At 61.0% G+C, this 15,090-nt stretch carries 16 protein-coding genes; 2 read left to right on the top strand and 14 right to left on the bottom strand.

All coding sequences use genetic code 11. The features are described from left to right. Positions 1–125 precede the first annotated feature (125 nt). A complete protein-coding gene (locus DSOUD_RS16315; protein WP_053552008.1) occupies positions 126–1,091 on the top strand; it encodes a calcium/sodium antiporter in 966 nt (321 codons plus the stop codon). Positions 1,092–1,224: 133 nt separating this feature from the next. Here the strand turns inward: DSOUD_RS16315 and DSOUD_RS16310 are convergent, their stop codons facing one another. From DSOUD_RS16310 to DSOUD_RS16270, 10 genes are all read right to left on the bottom strand, one after another. Then, positions 1,225–3,312, bottom strand: coding sequence for a HAMP domain-containing methyl-accepting chemotaxis protein (locus DSOUD_RS16310; RefSeq protein WP_053552007.1), 2,088 nt, complete (start codon positions 3,310–3,312; stop codon positions 1,225–1,227). A gap of 68 nt (positions 3,313–3,380) precedes the next feature. Beyond that, complete coding sequence (locus tag DSOUD_RS16305) at positions 3,381–4,172, bottom strand: substrate-binding domain-containing protein (protein ID WP_053552006.1); 792 nt, start codon at positions 4,170–4,172, stop codon at positions 3,381–3,383. 288 nt (positions 4,173–4,460) lie between these two features. Continuing rightward, positions 4,461–4,613 (bottom strand): hypothetical protein, encoded by a 153-nt coding sequence (locus DSOUD_RS18595; RefSeq protein WP_157671899.1) that lies wholly within the window; start codon positions 4,611–4,613, stop codon positions 4,461–4,463. Positions 4,614–4,681: 68 nt separating this feature from the next. Continuing rightward, entirely contained in the window at positions 4,682–5,383 is a 702-nt protein-coding gene (locus DSOUD_RS16300) for a cytochrome c biogenesis CcdA family protein (protein WP_053552005.1), read from the bottom strand. 139 nt (positions 5,384–5,522) lie between these two features. After that, on the bottom strand, positions 5,523–5,927 hold the full coding sequence (locus tag DSOUD_RS16295) for a thioredoxin family protein (protein WP_053552004.1): 405 nt from the start codon (positions 5,925–5,927) through the stop codon (positions 5,523–5,525). 19 nt (positions 5,928–5,946) lie between these two features. After that, positions 5,947–6,180: a thioredoxin family protein gene (locus DSOUD_RS16290; RefSeq protein ID WP_053552003.1), complete on the bottom strand. Its 234-nt coding sequence runs from the start codon at positions 6,178–6,180 to the stop codon at positions 5,947–5,949. A gap of 75 nt (positions 6,181–6,255) precedes the next feature. Continuing rightward, the gene (locus tag DSOUD_RS16285; protein WP_053552002.1) at positions 6,256–7,575 is read right to left on the bottom strand and encodes a permease; all 1,320 of its coding nucleotides are present in this window, start codon (positions 7,573–7,575) and stop codon (positions 6,256–6,258) included. A gap of 74 nt (positions 7,576–7,649) precedes the next feature. After that, positions 7,650–7,985, bottom strand: a complete 336-nt coding sequence (locus DSOUD_RS16280; protein ID WP_053552001.1) for an ArsR/SmtB family transcription factor — start codon at positions 7,983–7,985, stop codon at positions 7,650–7,652. Positions 7,986–8,056: 71 nt separating this feature from the next. Further along, positions 8,057–8,713: a potassium channel family protein gene (locus tag DSOUD_RS16275; RefSeq protein WP_053552000.1), complete on the bottom strand. Its 657-nt coding sequence runs from the start codon at positions 8,711–8,713 to the stop codon at positions 8,057–8,059. Positions 8,714–8,731: 18 nt separating this feature from the next. After that, positions 8,732–10,114: a TrkH family potassium uptake protein gene (locus DSOUD_RS16270; protein ID WP_053551999.1), complete on the bottom strand. Its 1,383-nt coding sequence runs from the start codon at positions 10,112–10,114 to the stop codon at positions 8,732–8,734. Between the two features lie 279 nt (positions 10,115–10,393). Here DSOUD_RS16270 and DSOUD_RS19020 point away from each other — a divergent pair, with 279 nt between their 5' ends. After that, the gene (locus tag DSOUD_RS19020; RefSeq protein WP_082351335.1) at positions 10,394–11,860 is read left to right on the top strand and encodes a GspE/PulE/PilB domain-containing protein; all 1,467 of its coding nucleotides are present in this window, start codon (positions 10,394–10,396) and stop codon (positions 11,858–11,860) included. Between the two features lie 62 nt (positions 11,861–11,922). Here DSOUD_RS19020 and DSOUD_RS16260 read toward each other — a convergent pair whose 3' ends face one another. The 4 genes from DSOUD_RS16260 to DSOUD_RS16245 form a co-directional block, all read right to left on the bottom strand. Continuing rightward, the gene (locus tag DSOUD_RS16260; protein WP_198300328.1) at positions 11,923–12,468 is read right to left on the bottom strand and encodes a hypothetical protein; all 546 of its coding nucleotides are present in this window, start codon (positions 12,466–12,468) and stop codon (positions 11,923–11,925) included. A gap of 170 nt (positions 12,469–12,638) precedes the next feature. After that, positions 12,639–13,652: a hydrogenase expression/formation protein HypE gene (gene hypE / locus DSOUD_RS16255; RefSeq protein ID WP_053551997.1), complete on the bottom strand. Its 1,014-nt coding sequence runs from the start codon at positions 13,650–13,652 to the stop codon at positions 12,639–12,641. Positions 13,653–13,687: 35 nt separating this feature from the next. Then, positions 13,688–14,779 (bottom strand): hydrogenase formation protein HypD, encoded by a 1,092-nt coding sequence (gene hypD / locus DSOUD_RS16250; protein WP_053551996.1) that lies wholly within the window; start codon positions 14,777–14,779, stop codon positions 13,688–13,690. After that, complete coding sequence (locus tag DSOUD_RS16245; protein WP_053551995.1) at positions 14,776–15,006, bottom strand: HypC/HybG/HupF family hydrogenase formation chaperone; 231 nt, start codon at positions 15,004–15,006, stop codon at positions 14,776–14,778. The genes hypD and DSOUD_RS16245 overlap by 4 nt, the downstream gene beginning before the upstream one ends. Positions 15,007–15,090 lie beyond the last annotated feature (84 nt).

Genomic DNA, 15,090 nt, shown 5'->3' with positions numbered 1-15,090 from the left:
GAACGCCTTTTTCCATCGGGAAAAAATCCGCCATTGCAGAGAGTTTCCCCGAGCGCCCTTTTTCTGTGTTAAAAAAGTTTCTGAAAAAAACCGAATTCAATAACTGAAGAGGATCAGGACCCCTTATGACCATGGCTTTTCTGGCGATCGCCTTCGGCCTTTCGCTTCTGGTGTGGAGCGCCGGCCGCTTTGTCGAGGGCTCGGCCGCAACCGCCCGCCACTTCGGCATGCCGCCGCTTTTGATCGGCATGGTGATCGTCGGCTTCGGCACCTCCGCCCCGGAAATGGTGGTTTCCGCCCTGGCGGCCACCCAGGGGAACCCCGGCCTCGCCCTGGGGAACGCCTACGGCTCCAACATCACCAACATCGCCCTCATCCTCGGGGTGACGGCGCTGATCAGCCCCATCGCCGTTCATTCGCAGGTGCTGCGCAAGGAGCTCCCCATCCTCACCGCCATCACGGCCCTGGCCGCCTGGCAGATATGGGACGGGGAGATCACCCGCCCCGAGGCCCTGGTCCTGCTCGGGGTCTTTGCCGCCCTGATGACCTGGACCATCTGGCAGGGGATGCAGAAAAAAGCCGATACTTTAGGGAGCGAGATGGCGCAGGAGCTGGACGTTCACGCCATGCCGCTGCCTCGGGCAATAGTCTGGCTGGTCGTCGGTCTCGTCCTGCTGATTGCCAGTTCCCGCATCCTGGTGTGGGGAGCGGTGGAGATCGCCCGGAACTTCGGCGTCAGTGACCTGATTATCGGCCTGACCATCGTCGCCATCGGCACCTCCCTCCCCGAGCTGGCCTCCTCCGTCATCGCCACCCGCAAAGGGGAGCACGACATCGCCCTCGGCAATATTCTCGGTTCCAACCTTTTCAACACCCTGGCCGTCGTCGGGATCGCCGGGGTCATCCATCCGATGGCGGTGGGGCCAGAGGTTTTTTCCCGGGACATCCTGGTCATGGCCGTACTCACCGTTTCGCTCTTCGTTTTCGGCTACGGGTTCCGGGGTCCCGGCCGCATCAACCGCTTCGAAGGTGCGGCCCTGCTGGTCGGCTATGCCGGCTACACGGCCTATCTGGCCAGCAGCTTTTTCTGACGAAGATCCGGGGAGAGTCGGGAGGAGAAAAACAAAGGGGCCATGTCGACGGGAAAAGTCGGCATGGCCCCTTTGTTTTAAAGAGAGAGGGTCTTCACAAAGGAGGGCCTTGAAACAACGGGCCGGCCTCGTTTCAGAAACGCTCGATTCTGAGCTTGTCGCGATGAAGAGCAGGAGAGGGCGGTTGAAGCTTGAAACCGGCCTGAGAAATCTTCAGGGGCTCTTTGGACAGAGTGAAAAAGGCGATCATCTCCTCGAGCTGATTCGCCTGGGCGGAAAGCTCCTCCGCCGTCGCAGCCATTTCTTCGGAAGCCGTTGCATTCTGCTGAATGACATTGTCCAGTTGCTGAATGCTGAGATTGATCTGTGCGGCGCCGGCATCCTGTTCTTTGCTGGCGGCGCTGATCTCCTGAACCAGGTCTGCCGTCTTGCGGATATTCGGAACAATGACGCTCAGCAGTTCTCCCGCTTTTTCCGCCACCTCGACACTGCTGCTGGAGAGTTGATTGATCTCTCCCGCCGCAATCTGGCTCCGTTCGGCCAGCTTGCGTACTTCGGCGGCAACGACCGCAAAGCCTTTGCCGTGTTCGCCGGCACGAGCCGCTTCGATGGCGGCGTTGAGTGCCAGCAGGTTGGTCTGCCGGGCAATTTCCTCGATAATGAGGATTTTTTCGGCAACCTGCTTCATGGCGACAACGGTTTGCCCCACGGCCTTCCCCCCCTCATCGGCATCGCTGGCCACTTGTATGGCAATTTTTTCCGTCTGGAAGGCGTTTTCGGCGTTCTGCCGGATGTTCGCCGTCATCTGCTCGATGCTGCTCGAGGCTTCCTCCGCGGCCGCGGCCTGCTCGGATGCCCCTTGAGACATCTGCTCGGAGGAAGCACTCAACGCCTCCGTCCCGGAAGTGACGTTCCTGGTTGTCGATTTGACGTGACCGATCACTTCCCGAAGTTTGGTGACCATGTTGAGAAGGGCGTTGCCCAGCTGGTCATGGGATGAGGCCGGCGTGACGACGACTTCGAGGTTGCCTTCGGCAATCTCTTCGGCGACCTTGGCCGAAGCCTCGAGTCGCGCCGCCATCGCATCCAGGGATTGAGAAAGCTGACCGATCTCGTCATTCCTGCTCAGGTTTATGCGCTGGGAAAAATCCCCTCCGGCAATTGCCCTCGCCAGATGGACACCGGCCTGCACCGGTCGGGAAATCCCCCGGGCGATAATCACACCGAGAGCGACGGCGAGGCCGACGCCGAGGAGCAGGGACATGGCGAGAACGCTTTTCACCGTTTCGGCGACACCCTGACCCTCTTCCACACCGGCCTCGACCTTGGCGGTCACGGCCTTGACCGTACGGTTGAGCGCATCGGTCATCTGCTGCCGGACGACGGCCGCCTCGGTTTTCTCGATCTGGTCCATCTCCTCGTAAAGCGCCAGGGAGGCGTTCACCAGGTGGTTGAGATCATCGACATAAAATTGAATCGTGTCGAAGCTGGCGACCACCTCGTACAGATAAAGGTCACGGGCCAGACTGTAATCTCCCTGGGTGAGAAATTCGGCGATACTGCTTACGGAGAGGTAGGCCTCCCGCAGCTGCTGTTGCAAATACCCCCTGGCCTCCTGGGCCGCTTCGTTCTCCGTTTCAAGGTGTTCGAGCCACTGCCAGAACGGCGAATCTTCCATGACCAGATTGCCGTCGAAGGGCGCCCGTTCTAGGACGGCTTTGCCGCTTGCCGCCCCCCAGGCCCGATAGGCGCCGAAATTGCGCTCCAGTTCGAGCGCCAGCTTTTGCGGATTTTGCAAGCGCAAATCGTTGACCCTGGAACTGACGACCAAAAAGCCGTCGACCTTCTCACGCCATTGGTTCCAGGCCGCCTGTACGTCTTTCCAGAGCACCTCTTCTTCGGTGCTCTTTGCTATTCCCTGATAGATACCGATGAGGGAATCGGCCTTTGCAAAGCTTTCCCGAATCTCTGCATGGCGAAGACTTCGCACCGATAATGGCAGCGCCGGGTTGAGCAGGGCTTGTTGCGCGGCGGTAATCCGGCTGGCCGTTTCATCCAGCCCCAGGACGGCCTGAAGCCCTGGGACATCGCCCCGCCCCGTCGCCACCAGCTTGGTCTCGATCCGGGCGGCTCCCAGCCAGCCGACAACCCCGATGACCGCACAAACAAGGGCGACACTGCCAAAAGCCAGGAGGAGCTTGTTTTGTAGATTATTAATCATGGGGATATCCGTTCATCAAAAGCATGAGACCGACGATGGATGGGCCCGTGGGGCCGTAAAGTCACCGGTTAGTCGAGAATGTATTTCCTGCCTTCGGCCGAACGGAAAAAATCGATAATTTTCTGCACATCCGGGGCCGGGTTGCCGATGGTGATCAGCGCCAGGGGCCGGGAAACGGTCTCGGTTTTTACGGTCTTGGTTCTGCCGGGATTCATGTTAAAGAAGCCGGCACTGACGGCACCGACACCGCCGGGGGCTTTGGATACTTCATTAATCTCAAGGCGCGTGCTGTTGACCTCAATGGCGCCGGCCGAATAGGCTGCTTTTTTCATGACGAGTTCCTGGAAAACAGCCTTGGTCGAACTTCCGGCATGGCTCGTCACGACCTGTACCGGCAGGTCGGGGCCGCCGACATCCTTCCAGTTGGTGATCTTTCCCGTGTTGAGATCGGCCAGTTGGGTCCAGGTCAGGCTTTCCACCGGGTTGTCCTTGTTGACAATGGGGACGATGATGTCGGTCGTGATTTCATGAAACTGCAAATTCGCCGGAATTCTGGCTTCAGGCTTGCCTTCTTTTTTGAGAACACCCTGGGCCGACTTGATCGTCCCTTCAAGGTCATTGGACGTCATGGCCACATTCGTTTTTCCGTCCAGAAGCGCCAGCATCCCTTTTCCCGTACCCACGCCGAAGACCTTGATGTCGACACCGGTCGCGTCCTTCAACGGTTTAGCCCCTGGTTCGAGGAAACGCTTTTGACAGGTCGTTGAACCCCAGAGATCCACGTTCCCGGCCATCGCACCGCAAACAGTAAAGATCATGACCATGATAAATGCCGACAACTGCAGACCGAATCGTTTCATGACTGTTTGTTCTCCTTTGTTGGATAGAGTTGTTTTTTGCGACGTAAAAACTAACAGTGTTTTATTGTTGAACGTCTGTGGGGTTCAGGAAAATTTTATGTGATATATTGCACTTAGCATACCAATACCTTTTTCAAGAAACGTCTGTCCACGGCTCATTGCAACGTCTTGTCTTCAATAACAAAAGAAGACGGGGCGACTGGATAATTCTTGAAACCAGATATGCATATTTTTGTGGATTGTCGGAGATTTTCTGGGGCGCCCTGTCAAAAAACGACGCTGGTGGCGTTATTTTGACAGGGACGGGAGACATTCCTTGAGGAGATACCGGGCGTCCTCGCCGCGCAGATTTTCCATCAGCACGAGGAGGGCATCGGTGAGATAGCGGGCCGCGAATCCCCGGGGGGAAAGGTAGCCCATGGCGATGACCGCCCGGTCCATGTGCGGGGAGACACAGGCGACGATTCTGCCCTTCGGCTGCTCGGCAAGGAGTTCGTTGAGGGGTTTCTTCAGATCGGCGCGCTGTAGATCAGCCAGATCCCGCCGGCGATCACCAGCAGGCCGCAGATTTTTTTCAGGATGATGGCGCCTTTGGATTTTTCATTCCAGTCGAGATAGCGCTGGATGACTTCGGTAAAGGTGCCGGCCAGAACGATTACCGCACAGTGCCCGAGGCCGTAGGCCAGAAGCAGGGCGGTCGCATAAACCGTGTTGTCGGCCGCCTGGTTGAAGGCGACAGCGAGCATCGGCGCCATGTAGGCGAAGGTGCAGGGACCGAGAGCGACGCCGAAGATCAGGCCGAGGAGGAAGGCGGCGAGCATCCCCTTGCGGGCCATGCCGATCCTGCCGGGGGCCGACCAGGGGATGGGGATGATGTCGAGGAGGTGCAAGCCCACGAGAATAAAGATCGCCGCCACGAACCAGTTGGCCCCGGGTCCGAGGTCGCCCATCATCCTTCCTGCCGCGGCGGTGACGGCACCGATCAGGGCGATGGTTAAAAGGATGCCGAAGGCGAAGAGGTTGGAGATGACGAAGGCGCGGCGCGTGCTCATCCGCCCCTGGCCGTCGATGAACCCGACGATGAGCGGGATGCTGGCCAGATGGCAGGGGGAGAGGACCACGCTCAAAACGCCCCAGGCGACGGCGGCGGAGAGGGCGACCAGCGGGGTGCCGGATACGGCATGGTTCAACGTAATAAAGAGCGATTCCACACATAACTCCCGGATTTGGAATGTCTGACCAACGTCTCAACGCAGAGACCGCAGAGTTTTGGAGTTTTGGTGAAAAGGGTTTTCCTCCGCGATCTCAAGGGATTCTCTGCGCCTCCCCGTTAAAATCTTTTTCCAGGTATCAATCCCTGAAGTCGTAACCAAGCTCCCGCCACCTGGCCAGGATCTCCTCCTTGCCGATGAACCCCGAATGACGGAAGAGTTCCTTGCCGCTGGCGTCATAGAAAATCTGCGTCGGGATCATCTGCACGCCGTACCGGGCGGCTTTCTCGCGAAATTTCCAGGCATCGACGAATTCGACCTCGAACTTTCCGGCATACTCCGTCTTCAACTCCTCGAGAATCGGCGCCATCATCTTGCAGGGGATGCATTTGTCGGCGCCGACATCGACCATTTTCGGCAGTCTTCCGGCAGCGACAGAGGCGGCCGGCGTTGTTGAGGCGGCCGACTCGGCCCGGCTGAGCGAGGGAAGGATCAGGGCCAGGGTCAGAACCAGGGGAAAAATCCAGTGTTTGGCCGTCGGCATAAGGGGTTCCTTTCGTCTGTTAGCGCAAAAATTCGTCGATCTGAGCTGCCGTGAGCACCTTCCCCTGGGAGACGACCCTGCCGTCGATGGCCAGGCCGGGAGTCGTCATCACCCCGAAGGTCAGCATCTCATTGATGCTGGTGACCTTCTCCAGCTCATAGTCGATTCCGAGGGCTGTCGCGGCATCTTTGGCGTTGGCGGCCAGCTGATTGCATTTCGGGCAGCCGGTGCCGAGAATCTGGATTTTTTTCATGGTTTTTTCTCCCTTGTCGTTTTGGAGGGGCAGGGCATGCCTTGTCCAGGGCGACGCCTGCGTCGCCCCTGCGGGTTAAAAGAGGGCGCCGAAAATCATCCCGGAAATCGTCGCCATGACGATCACCAGACCGACGAAAACGACGGTCTTTTTGGTCCCCATGACGCTGCGGATCACCAGCATGTTGGGGAGGCTCAGCGCCGGCCCCGAGAGGAGGAGGGCCAGGGCCGGACCCTTCCCCATGCCGGCGCCGATCAGTCCCTGGAGAATCGGCACCTCGGTGAGGGTTGCGAAGTACATGAACGCCCCGACCACCGAAGCGAAGAGGTTGGCCGAGAGCGAATTGCCGCCGACCAGCCCGGCGATCCAGCCGGAGGGGAGGAGCCCCTCGTGGTCGGGGCGACCGAGGAGCGCCCCGGCGATCAGGACCCCCAAAAGGAGGAGGGGGAGGATTTTCTTGGCAAAATCCCAGGAAGTCGCAAACCATTCCCGCAGTTCGCCGTCTTCGGTATCGGCCGTTGAAGTCAGAAGCGACAGGCCGATGGTGCCGGCGATGAAGGGGAGAAGGGGATAGTCCGGCAGGAAGAGGGCGAGCCCGGCGACGGGGAGGGCGGTCAGGAGCATCCGGTACTTGCCGACCTTGAACCAGGCGACGAGAATCACCGCCAGAGCCAGGGCAAAGAGTGCGGTGATGGACCACTTGGCGGCGTAAATGGCCTGCCACACTCCGACCGGCTCGGCCGGTTTCCCCCAGTTGGCAAAGACCAGGATGCCGACCATGCTGGCAAAATAAAGACCGTTCTGCCAGAGGGGGCGCGCCACCTCCGGCTCCGGCATCGCCGCTGCCGCCGCGACCTTGGCCGACTCTTCCTTGCGGAAAAAGAGGTGCATGAGAAGGCCGATGACAACGGCGAAAACGACCGCCCCCACGGCCCGGGCGATCCCCATCTCGGGACCGAGAACGGCACCGGTGAGGACGATGGCGAGGATGTTGATGGCCGGTCCCGAATAGAGAAAGGCGCAGGCGGGTCCCAGTCCGGCTCCCATGCGGTAGATCCCGGCAAAGAGGGGCAAGATGGTGCAGGAGCAGACGGCCAGGATCGATCCCGAAACCGAAGCCACCCCGTAAGCCACACCCTTGTTTGCTTTGGGCCCGAGATACTTCATGACCGCGGCCTGACTGACGAAGACTCCGACGGCTCCGGCGATGAAAAAAGCCGGAACCAGGCAGAGGAGGACATGTTCCTGGGCATACCATCGGACGAGGTGGAGCGATTCCCACAGGGCGTTTTCCAGCCGCTGCGACTCCTGCAGCCATTCCACGGGCAGATAATAACAGGCGAGAAAAACCGCAATGATGGTGGTGAGCGGCTTCCATTCCCGGGAAAAATTCATGACCTGTGCCTCGATGGGGTTTGGTCGTTTGGCGATACGGCCAAATAGATTGTTAAAAAAAAGGGGAGGACCGGCTAGCGGTCCCCTCCCACAGCCAGGAAGCCGGCGTGGGCCCGGGCCTGCGACTCGAGAACCGATTCGATGCAGCCGAAAAAGTTGAGGATGCAGGGGACCTGCAGACGGTAGAAGACCTGGTTGCCGCGCTTGTCATCGACGACGATCCCGGCCTGCCTGAGCACAGACAGATGCTTGGAGACGGTGGAGACGTCGGCGCCGATCATCGCCGTGAGGTCGCAAACGCAGCGCTCCTCTTTTTCCAGCTCTTCGATGATGAAGAGGCGGGTCGGGTGCGCCATGGCCTTGAGGACCCGGGCGCGGGCGTCGAGATGGTTTTTTCTGTTCAGATCCATAGCTCTCTCTTTGGGTATTTGGCAATATAGCCAAATACCCAGGCGTTGTCAATCCGCGGTTTCTCCAGTCCTTATTTATTCAAGGCCTTTCCCACATCCTCGGTCTTGCCGATGACGATTAAAACGTCGCTGTCCTTGATCATATGGGTCGGCGGAGGGGCGGGGATGAACTGATCGCTCAAGACATCCTTGATGGCAATTACCGTGATTTTGAACTTGCGGCGCAGGTCGAGATCGATCAGGGTCTTGCCGATGAAGTGCTTCGGCGGCGCCGATTCGGAGATGGAGTACTCCTCGGCCAGGGGGATGAATTCGAGGATATTCGGCGTGGAGAGGCTGTGGGCGATCCGTATGGCCATGTCCTTTTCCGGGTAGATCACATCGGAAGCCCCGACTTTTTCGAGAATTCGGCCGTGATCTTCGCCGATCGCCTTGACCAGAATGCGCCGAACCTTCAGTTCCTTCAGATAGAGGGTGATCAGGGTCGACAGGTGGGTGCGCTCGCCGGTGGAGACGACCACCGCATCCATTTCATTGACGCCCTGGGCGGAGAGGAACTCCTTGCTGGCTGCATCGCCGAGAATGGCATAGGAACAGATGTCCTTGACGGACTGAACCTTCTCCTTGTCGGTATCGATGGCCGTCACTTCGTGTCCCTGCTCGTAGAGAGTCGAAACGACATGAAAACCAAAATTCCCCAGGCCGATGACGCAAAACTTTTTTTTCATCGTAACGTTCTCCCGTCCCTATCCAATCATGATGTTTTCTTCGGCATAGCGGGTGGCGAAGCGCCGAGTCCGCCCGGCAATGGCAAAAGCCATGGTGAGGAGACCGACCCTGCCGACGAACATCAGGACAATGATGATCGTTTTGCCGGCGCCGGTGAGTTTGGCGGTGGCGCCGATGGACAGTCCGACCGTACCGAAGGCGGAAAATGCCTCGAAGGTGTAGTTTAAAAATTCCCTGGCGGATTCATGGGCGAGGTCGAGATTCTGGCCGATCATCAGCGCAAAGAGGGCGATACCGATGAGGATGATGGCCAGGAGCACCAGCGCCAGCGCTTTGCTGATCAATTCTTCGGGAATCGTCCGCCGAAAGAGACTGGTATGGGGGCTCCCCTTGAGACGGTTATAGAAGATGGCGAAAAAGAGCGCCATGCTGGTGGTCTTGACGCCGCCCCCTGCCGACCCCGGGGAGGCGCCGATGAACATGAGGAAGATGATCAGAAAGAGGGTCGGGGCGCGGAAAGTATTGAGATCGATGGTGTTGAAGCCGGCGGTGCGGGCCGACACCGATTGAAAGAGCGCGGTCCAGAAACCCTCCATGAGCGGCATCCCGGCCAGGGCGTTGCCGCCTTCGAGCCAGCCGATCACCACCGCGCCGTAAAGAATGAGAAAGGAGCTCGTCACCAGAACGATCTTGGTATGGAGGGAAAGTTTCGGTCGCTGGGAGCGTTTCTTCGAACGGTTCCGTGCGACCTGCAGCAGTTCGCGGATGACGAGAAAGCCGATCCCGCCGAGGACGATCAGCCCCATAAGGGTCAGATTGACCAGCCCGTTATCGCGAAAGGCGACCATGCTGTCGGGAAAGAGGGAAAAGCCGGCGTTGCAGAAGGCGGAAATCGAATGGAAGAGAGCACTGTAGAGTCCGGGCCAGAAACCGAGGACGGGGACAAAGGCAAGGGCGAGGAGGAGCGCTCCTCCCCCTTCGATGACCAGGGTCATGACGAAAATCCCCTTGATCAGTTCCTGCCAGGAGCTGACCGGACTGTGCATCAGGGTTTCGTTGATGATCCAGCGGCCGCGGCTGCTCATTCCGACCCGCAGGTAAATAAAGAGATAGACTGAAAAGGTCATGATCCCCAGCCCGCCGATTTGAATCAGCACCAGGACGACGCTTTGGCCGAAGAGGGTGAGCCTGGTCCCGGTGTCGACCACGATCAGGCCGGTGACGCACTGGGCCGAGGTGGCCGTAAAGAGGGCGTCGAGAAAGGAGAGAGGGGAGTCGTTGGCCGCCCAGGGGGTGGCCAGCAGCAGCGCCCCGAGGAGAATGGTCGCTCCGTAATAGAAGACCAGCGCCTGGGCCGGTGAGAGGTTTTTGAGCCTTTTGAGTAAAGGGACGTCGGCCATCGGTGCTTTTCCCCCTGGATCGCAGTTTTAATTGGCGTCGGTCTGCCGCACCCTCGGGGCGTGGCAACCGGTCCGGACCTGCCGGACTCGGGACAGGGCAGGAGAATATAACATACCTGCGGGCAATGGTCACCTCCCCCTTGGTCCGCCGGCGCACTCGGGGGGTGGGGGAAAAGGGGAGGGCCGAAGACAGGCATTCCCTTTGATCCATTAATTTGTTATAAATTGCGATGCTGCTAATGGGCAGGGTTATTGGTGCGGACGCTTTGCGGAGGGAAAATGGCGATTACATTAAGGGACATGCTCCTCGAGGTGAACCTGATCACTCCGGAGCAGTTCGACGAGGCGCTGCGGAACCTGGTCATCTACGGCGGCAAGATCGGCACCAGCCTGGTCGAGATGGGATATCTGGACGACGGGGAACTGGCGCGGCTTCTGAGTAAGAAGCTGGCCGTCCCTTACGTCCGTGCCGACGACCTCCTGCACATTCCCGACGAGGTCATTGGGCTTCTCTCCCGGGAGCTGACCCTGAAGTACAAGGTCATCCCCCTGAAACTCGAAAAAAAGAAGCTCAGCCTGGTCATGGCCGACCCCACCGACCTGCGGGCCATCGACGATATCGCCTTCATTACCGGCTACGTCATCAAGCCGCTGGTCGCCCCGGAACTGCGCCTGATCCAGGCCCTGGGGCAGTACTACCAGATGGAGATCAGCCCCCGGTTTCAGCAGGTCATCGACAAGGTGGCCGTGCGGGACCAGGAGAAGGAGCGGCAGCGCCGGGAGGCGGAGGAGCAGGAGCGTGCCGAGGCCGAGGAGCGGCAGCGCCTCGAACTCGAGGAAGAGGAGCGTCGGCGGACCGAAGAGCGGCAACGGCGGGAGGCCGAAGAGGCGGAGCGCCGCCAGGCCGAGGAACGGGAGCGCCAGGAGCAGGAGGAACGGGATCGCCTCGAAGCCGAGGAACGGCAGCGTCGGGAACTCGAGGAGTGGGAAAAGCGCGAATTGGCCGAGTGGGAGGCGCAGCGCAAGATCAAGGAGCAGCAGCGCCGCGAGCTGATGGAGCGGGCGGCGCGCGAGCGGGAGGAGCGTTCGCTTCTGGAGCGGGCGGAGCAGGAGCGCCTGGTCCGCGAGGACCGCCGGCGTCGCGAGCAGGAAGTTCAGGAGCGGGAGCGGCTCAAGAAAGAGGCGGCGGAGCGTGCTGCCATGGAGGAGCTCGAAGAGCTCGAAGTGATCGAGGAGGGGGCCTGGGTCGAGCGTCTGGAGCGTTATTCCATCGGCGAGATCCCTCTCAAGCTGGCCCGGGCCGAGAACCGTGACGAGATCGCCCAAACCCTCCTGCAGTTTCTCGGGCGGGAATTCGATCGGGCGGCCCTCTTTCTCATCCGCGGCGGTGTGGCCACCGGCTGGCAGGCCTTCAACCGCGAGGAGCCCGTGGAGAATTTCGATACCTTCAATATCACCCTCGAGCGCGCCTCGTTTCTCAAGACCGTGGCCGAAGGGAAGAGTCTCTATCTCGGCCCCCTCCCGGATACGGCGCAGAACCGGCGCATTCTTGCCGGTCTCGGCGGCGGGCGGCCGGAGACCGTCCTCCTCATCCCCCTGATGATCTCGGGGCGCGTGGTCAACGTCATCTATGTCGAGGGGGGTGAAAAGATGCTGGCGGATCGCCTCGGCGAGCTGACGTCCCTGGTGGCCAAGGTCGCCCTCGCCTTCGAAATTCTCATTTTGCGGGAGAAGATCCTCAGCTGAAGCGGCGGAGGGGACGTCTCCCTGAAAATCTCAAGCCGGGCGGAAAATCCGCCCGGCTTTTTCTATGAGCGCCGGGCGTTGCCGGCGCTGCGACCGCTGAGACGGGGGACGGAGGGCCCTCGGGGATTGAGCTCCCTTGACCCCTCCCGGACGGCGGCCGGGACGGTCTCGCAATCGGGCCGGGAGAGGTGGAGAAAGAGTCCCATGCCGATGAGGAGGACGCTGGCGCTGCAGAGAATCCCCACCGGGTAATAGAGGTTGCCGGCGAGATCGAGCTGGCTGTACTTGATGATCATGATCAGCCCTTCGAGGACCAGGGCGATGCAGACCGTGCCGACGAAACGGACGATGGTGCGCCGCACCAGGGCGTAGGTGTTTTGCTCATGCTCCCGGCCGATGTATTCCTTGCTGATGCCGATCCCCAGTTCGAAGATCGCCAGAGAGATGATGACGGTGTTGATCGACTGAACGAAGACCGAGATCATCTCCTTGCTCTGCGCCAGACCGTGATAGAACTGGTAGCCGGCCAGGGCGATCAGTCCCAGGGCCATGAGCAAAAAGGCCGCGGCGAAGATCCCTCCCATCCAGGATTTTATCTTGTGCTGCATCAGGTTTCCTCCTTTTGACCCCCCTTTGGAGGGGTTCGTTGACGGACCCCAAGGTAGTCGATAGCGGGGACGGAAGGAAGGGGACAACGCGCAAATATCCGCGGCACAGAGGCGGTAGGGGAGTGTGGTATCGCACAGGAGGGAAAGGAGAAGGGAGAAGGGAGAAGGGGTCAGCAGATGCGCGGCAGCTGCTCGCCGGCGAGCATCTCGATGGCACGGCGGCCGCCGATGGCGGTGGCCATGTAGACCTTTCCTGCGGAGACGGCGCCGACCTCGCCGATAATCGCCGCCTCCCGTCCCTCGGGGCGGCGGCGCATCAGCGCCAGGATTTCTTCAGCGGCTTCTGGGGCGACCACCGCCAGCAGCTTCCCCTCGTTGGCGACGAAGAGCGGGTCGAGGCCGAGAATGGCGCAGGCGCCGGCGACCGCCTCCCCCACCGGCAGGGCGCTCTCCTGCAGGGTGATGTCGACGCCGGACTGCAGGGCGATCTCCTTGAGGGTGGTGGCGACGCCGCCGCGGGTCGGGTCGCGCAGGGCATGGACCGCCCCGCCGGCTGCGGCGAGAATGTCGGCCACCAGGTGATTGAGGGGGGCGCTGTCGCTGCGGATGTCCGACTCGAGAGCGAGCCCTTCGCGGGAGGCCAGGACCGCCATGCCGTGGTCGCCGAGGGTGCCGTTGATGAGGATCTTGTCTCCGGGACGGGCGCCGCTGCCGCGAATTTCCAGGGGGTGGTCGAAGACCCCGATCCCCGAGGTGTTGATGAATATGCGATCCCCCTTGCCGCGGGGGACGACCTTGGTGTCGCCGGTAACGATGGCGACTCCGGCCAGGTCGGCGGCCGCTCTCATCGCCTCGAGAATCGCCTTCAGATCGGCCAGGGGGAGCCCCTCCTCGAGGATCAGTCCGACGCTGATGGCCAGCGGCCGGGCGCCGGTCATGGCCAGGTCGTTGACCGTGCCGTTGATCGCCAGGTCGCCGATGTTGCCGCCGGGAAAGAAGATCGGATCGACGACATAGGAGTCGGTGGTGAAGGCGAGGCGGCCGCCGTCATGGTGCAGCACGGCCGCGTCGTTCTGGTCGCGCGTAGCGATTCCGGAAAGGATCGGGACGATGAGGTCGTCGAGGAGCTGGTGGCTGAGTTTGCCGCCGCTGCCGTGACCGAGAAGAATGACGTCGGATTTCATGGAGACTCCTGAAGACGGTGACGGGTATTGCGGTTTCAGCAGCCGTACTTGTATTCGGCGGCGCAGGTCCCCTCGCTGGAGACCATGCAGGCCCCCACCGGGTCTTCGGGGGTGCAGACCGTGCGGAAGAGGGGGCATTCCTTCGGCCTGACCTTCCCCTTGAGAATCTCCCCGCAGAGGCAGCCGCCGTGCTCCACGGGCTCCTCGACCGTTACGCAAAGCTGACGGGCGGCATCGAAGTATGCGAAGGCGGTGCGGATTTTCAGGCCGCTGCCGGAGATCTCGCCGATCCCCCGCCAGCGGGCGTCGCAGGGGGCGAAGACTTCATCGAGGATCGCCCGGGCCCGGGGATTGCCGTCTGGTTTAACGTAGCGGCTGTACTGGTTTTCGACCCGCGCCTCTCCGGTTACAACCTGACGGGCGAGCATCAGTACCCCCTGGAGAACGTCGAGGGGCTCGAAGCCGGTGACGACGCAGGGAACCCGGTGCTTTTTGGCGAGAGGGAGATAGGCGTTGGCGCCGATGACGGCGGAGACGTGGGCCGGGCAGAGGTAGCCGTCGACTTGCAGCTCCGGGTCGGAGGCGAGAGCGGCCATCGGCGTCGGCATCGTCTTGTGCGCCGCCAGAACCAGATAGTTATCGAGTCCGCGGCGCCGCGCCTCGAGGATCGAGCCGGCGACGGTCGGAGCGGTGGTTTCGAAGCCGACGCCGAGGAAGACCACCGTCTGCTGCCGATTGTGTTCGGCAATAGTCAGGGCGTCGAGGGGGGAGTAGACGATGCGCACATCGGCCCCCAGGGCCTTTTCCCGCAGCAGGGTGCTGCTTGAGCCGGGGACCCGGACCATGTCGCCGAAGGTGGCGACGATCGTCCCGGGGAGCCGCGCCAGGGCGATGGCGTGGTCGACGTACCCCACGGGGGTGACGCAGACCGGGCAGCCGGGGCCGGAGATCAGCCGGATCCCTTCCGGGAGGAGGGCGCGGATGCCGTGCTGGTAGATGGCCATGGTATGGGTGCCGCAGACTTCCATCAGCGTCATTTTACCCCTGTACCCGGCCACCGTTTCGGCGATGGCCGCAAGGAGCCCCCGGGCCAGAGCCGGGTCGCGGAATTCGGCCGAGTATTTCATTCCGGGATCATCCCCTTGTCGAGGAGTTGGCGAAAGAGGCGCAGCGTCTCCAGGGCCTCTTCTTCGTCGAGTTTCTCGATGGCGAAGCCGGCATGGATGAGGACGAAGTCCCCGACGGCGACGTCCTCGACCATCATCAGGCTCGCCTCCCGTTTCACCCCGTCGACCTCGCAGATCGCCGTTCCCTCCTCGATGGTCATGACTTGCATCGGTACGGCCAGGCACATCGCTTCCTGCTCCTGTTGTTTTTTGAGGGGAAAACCTTAATCACCCCCTCGCGTTGCTCGCTGGAGGTACCGAGAGACAGAGGT

The organism is Desulfuromonas soudanensis (assembly GCF_001278055.1).
GTDB classification, from domain to species: Bacteria; Desulfobacterota; Desulfuromonadia; order Desulfuromonadales; family WTL; genus Deferrimonas; species Deferrimonas soudanensis.
Note: the sequence above shows the minus strand (reverse complement) of the source record. Positions and strands in the feature narration are given on the sequence as shown.

What these genes read in the sequence shown, in the direction of transcription:
- DSOUD_RS16315 (WP_053552008.1), top strand. Translation starts at nt 126, where the DNA reads ATGACCATGGCTTTTCTGGCGATCGCCTTCGGCCTTTCGCTTCTGGTG.
- DSOUD_RS16310 (WP_053552007.1), bottom strand. Translation starts at nt 3,312, where the DNA reads ATGATTAATAATCTACAAAACAAGCTCCTCCTGGCTTTTGGCAGTGTC.
- DSOUD_RS16305 (WP_053552006.1), bottom strand. Translation starts at nt 4,172, where the DNA reads ATGAAACGATTCGGTCTGCAGTTGTCGGCATTTATCATGGTCATGATC.
- DSOUD_RS18595 (WP_157671899.1), bottom strand. Translation starts at nt 4,613, where the DNA reads ATGGACCGGGCGGTCATCGCCATGGGCTACCTTTCCCCCCGGGGATTC.
- DSOUD_RS16295 (WP_053552004.1), bottom strand. Translation starts at nt 5,927, where the DNA reads ATGCCGACGGCCAAACACTGGATTTTTCCCCTGGTTCTGACCCTGGCC.
- DSOUD_RS16290 (WP_053552003.1), bottom strand. Translation starts at nt 6,180, where the DNA reads ATGAAAAAAATCCAGATTCTCGGCACCGGCTGCCCGAAATGCAATCAG.
- DSOUD_RS16285 (WP_053552002.1), bottom strand. Translation starts at nt 7,575, where the DNA reads ATGAATTTTTCCCGGGAATGGAAGCCGCTCACCACCATCATTGCGGTT.
- DSOUD_RS16280 (WP_053552001.1), bottom strand. Translation starts at nt 7,985, where the DNA reads ATGGATCTGAACAGAAAAAACCATCTCGACGCCCGCGCCCGGGTCCTC.
- DSOUD_RS16275 (WP_053552000.1), bottom strand. Translation starts at nt 8,713, where the DNA reads ATGAAAAAAAAGTTTTGCGTCATCGGCCTGGGGAATTTTGGTTTTCAT.
- DSOUD_RS16270 (WP_053551999.1), bottom strand. Translation starts at nt 10,114, where the DNA reads ATGGCCGACGTCCCTTTACTCAAAAGGCTCAAAAACCTCTCACCGGCC.
- DSOUD_RS19020 (WP_082351335.1), top strand. Translation starts at nt 10,394, where the DNA reads ATGGCGATTACATTAAGGGACATGCTCCTCGAGGTGAACCTGATCACT.
- DSOUD_RS16260 (WP_198300328.1), bottom strand. Translation starts at nt 12,468, where the DNA reads ATGCAGCACAAGATAAAATCCTGGATGGGAGGGATCTTCGCCGCGGCC.
- hypE (WP_053551997.1), bottom strand. Translation starts at nt 13,652, where the DNA reads ATGAAATCCGACGTCATTCTTCTCGGTCACGGCAGCGGCGGCAAACTC.
- hypD (WP_053551996.1), bottom strand. Translation starts at nt 14,779, where the DNA reads ATGAAATACTCGGCCGAATTCCGCGACCCGGCTCTGGCCCGGGGGCTC.
- DSOUD_RS16245 (WP_053551995.1), bottom strand. Translation starts at nt 15,006, where the DNA reads ATGTGCCTGGCCGTACCGATGCAAGTCATGACCATCGAGGAGGGAACG.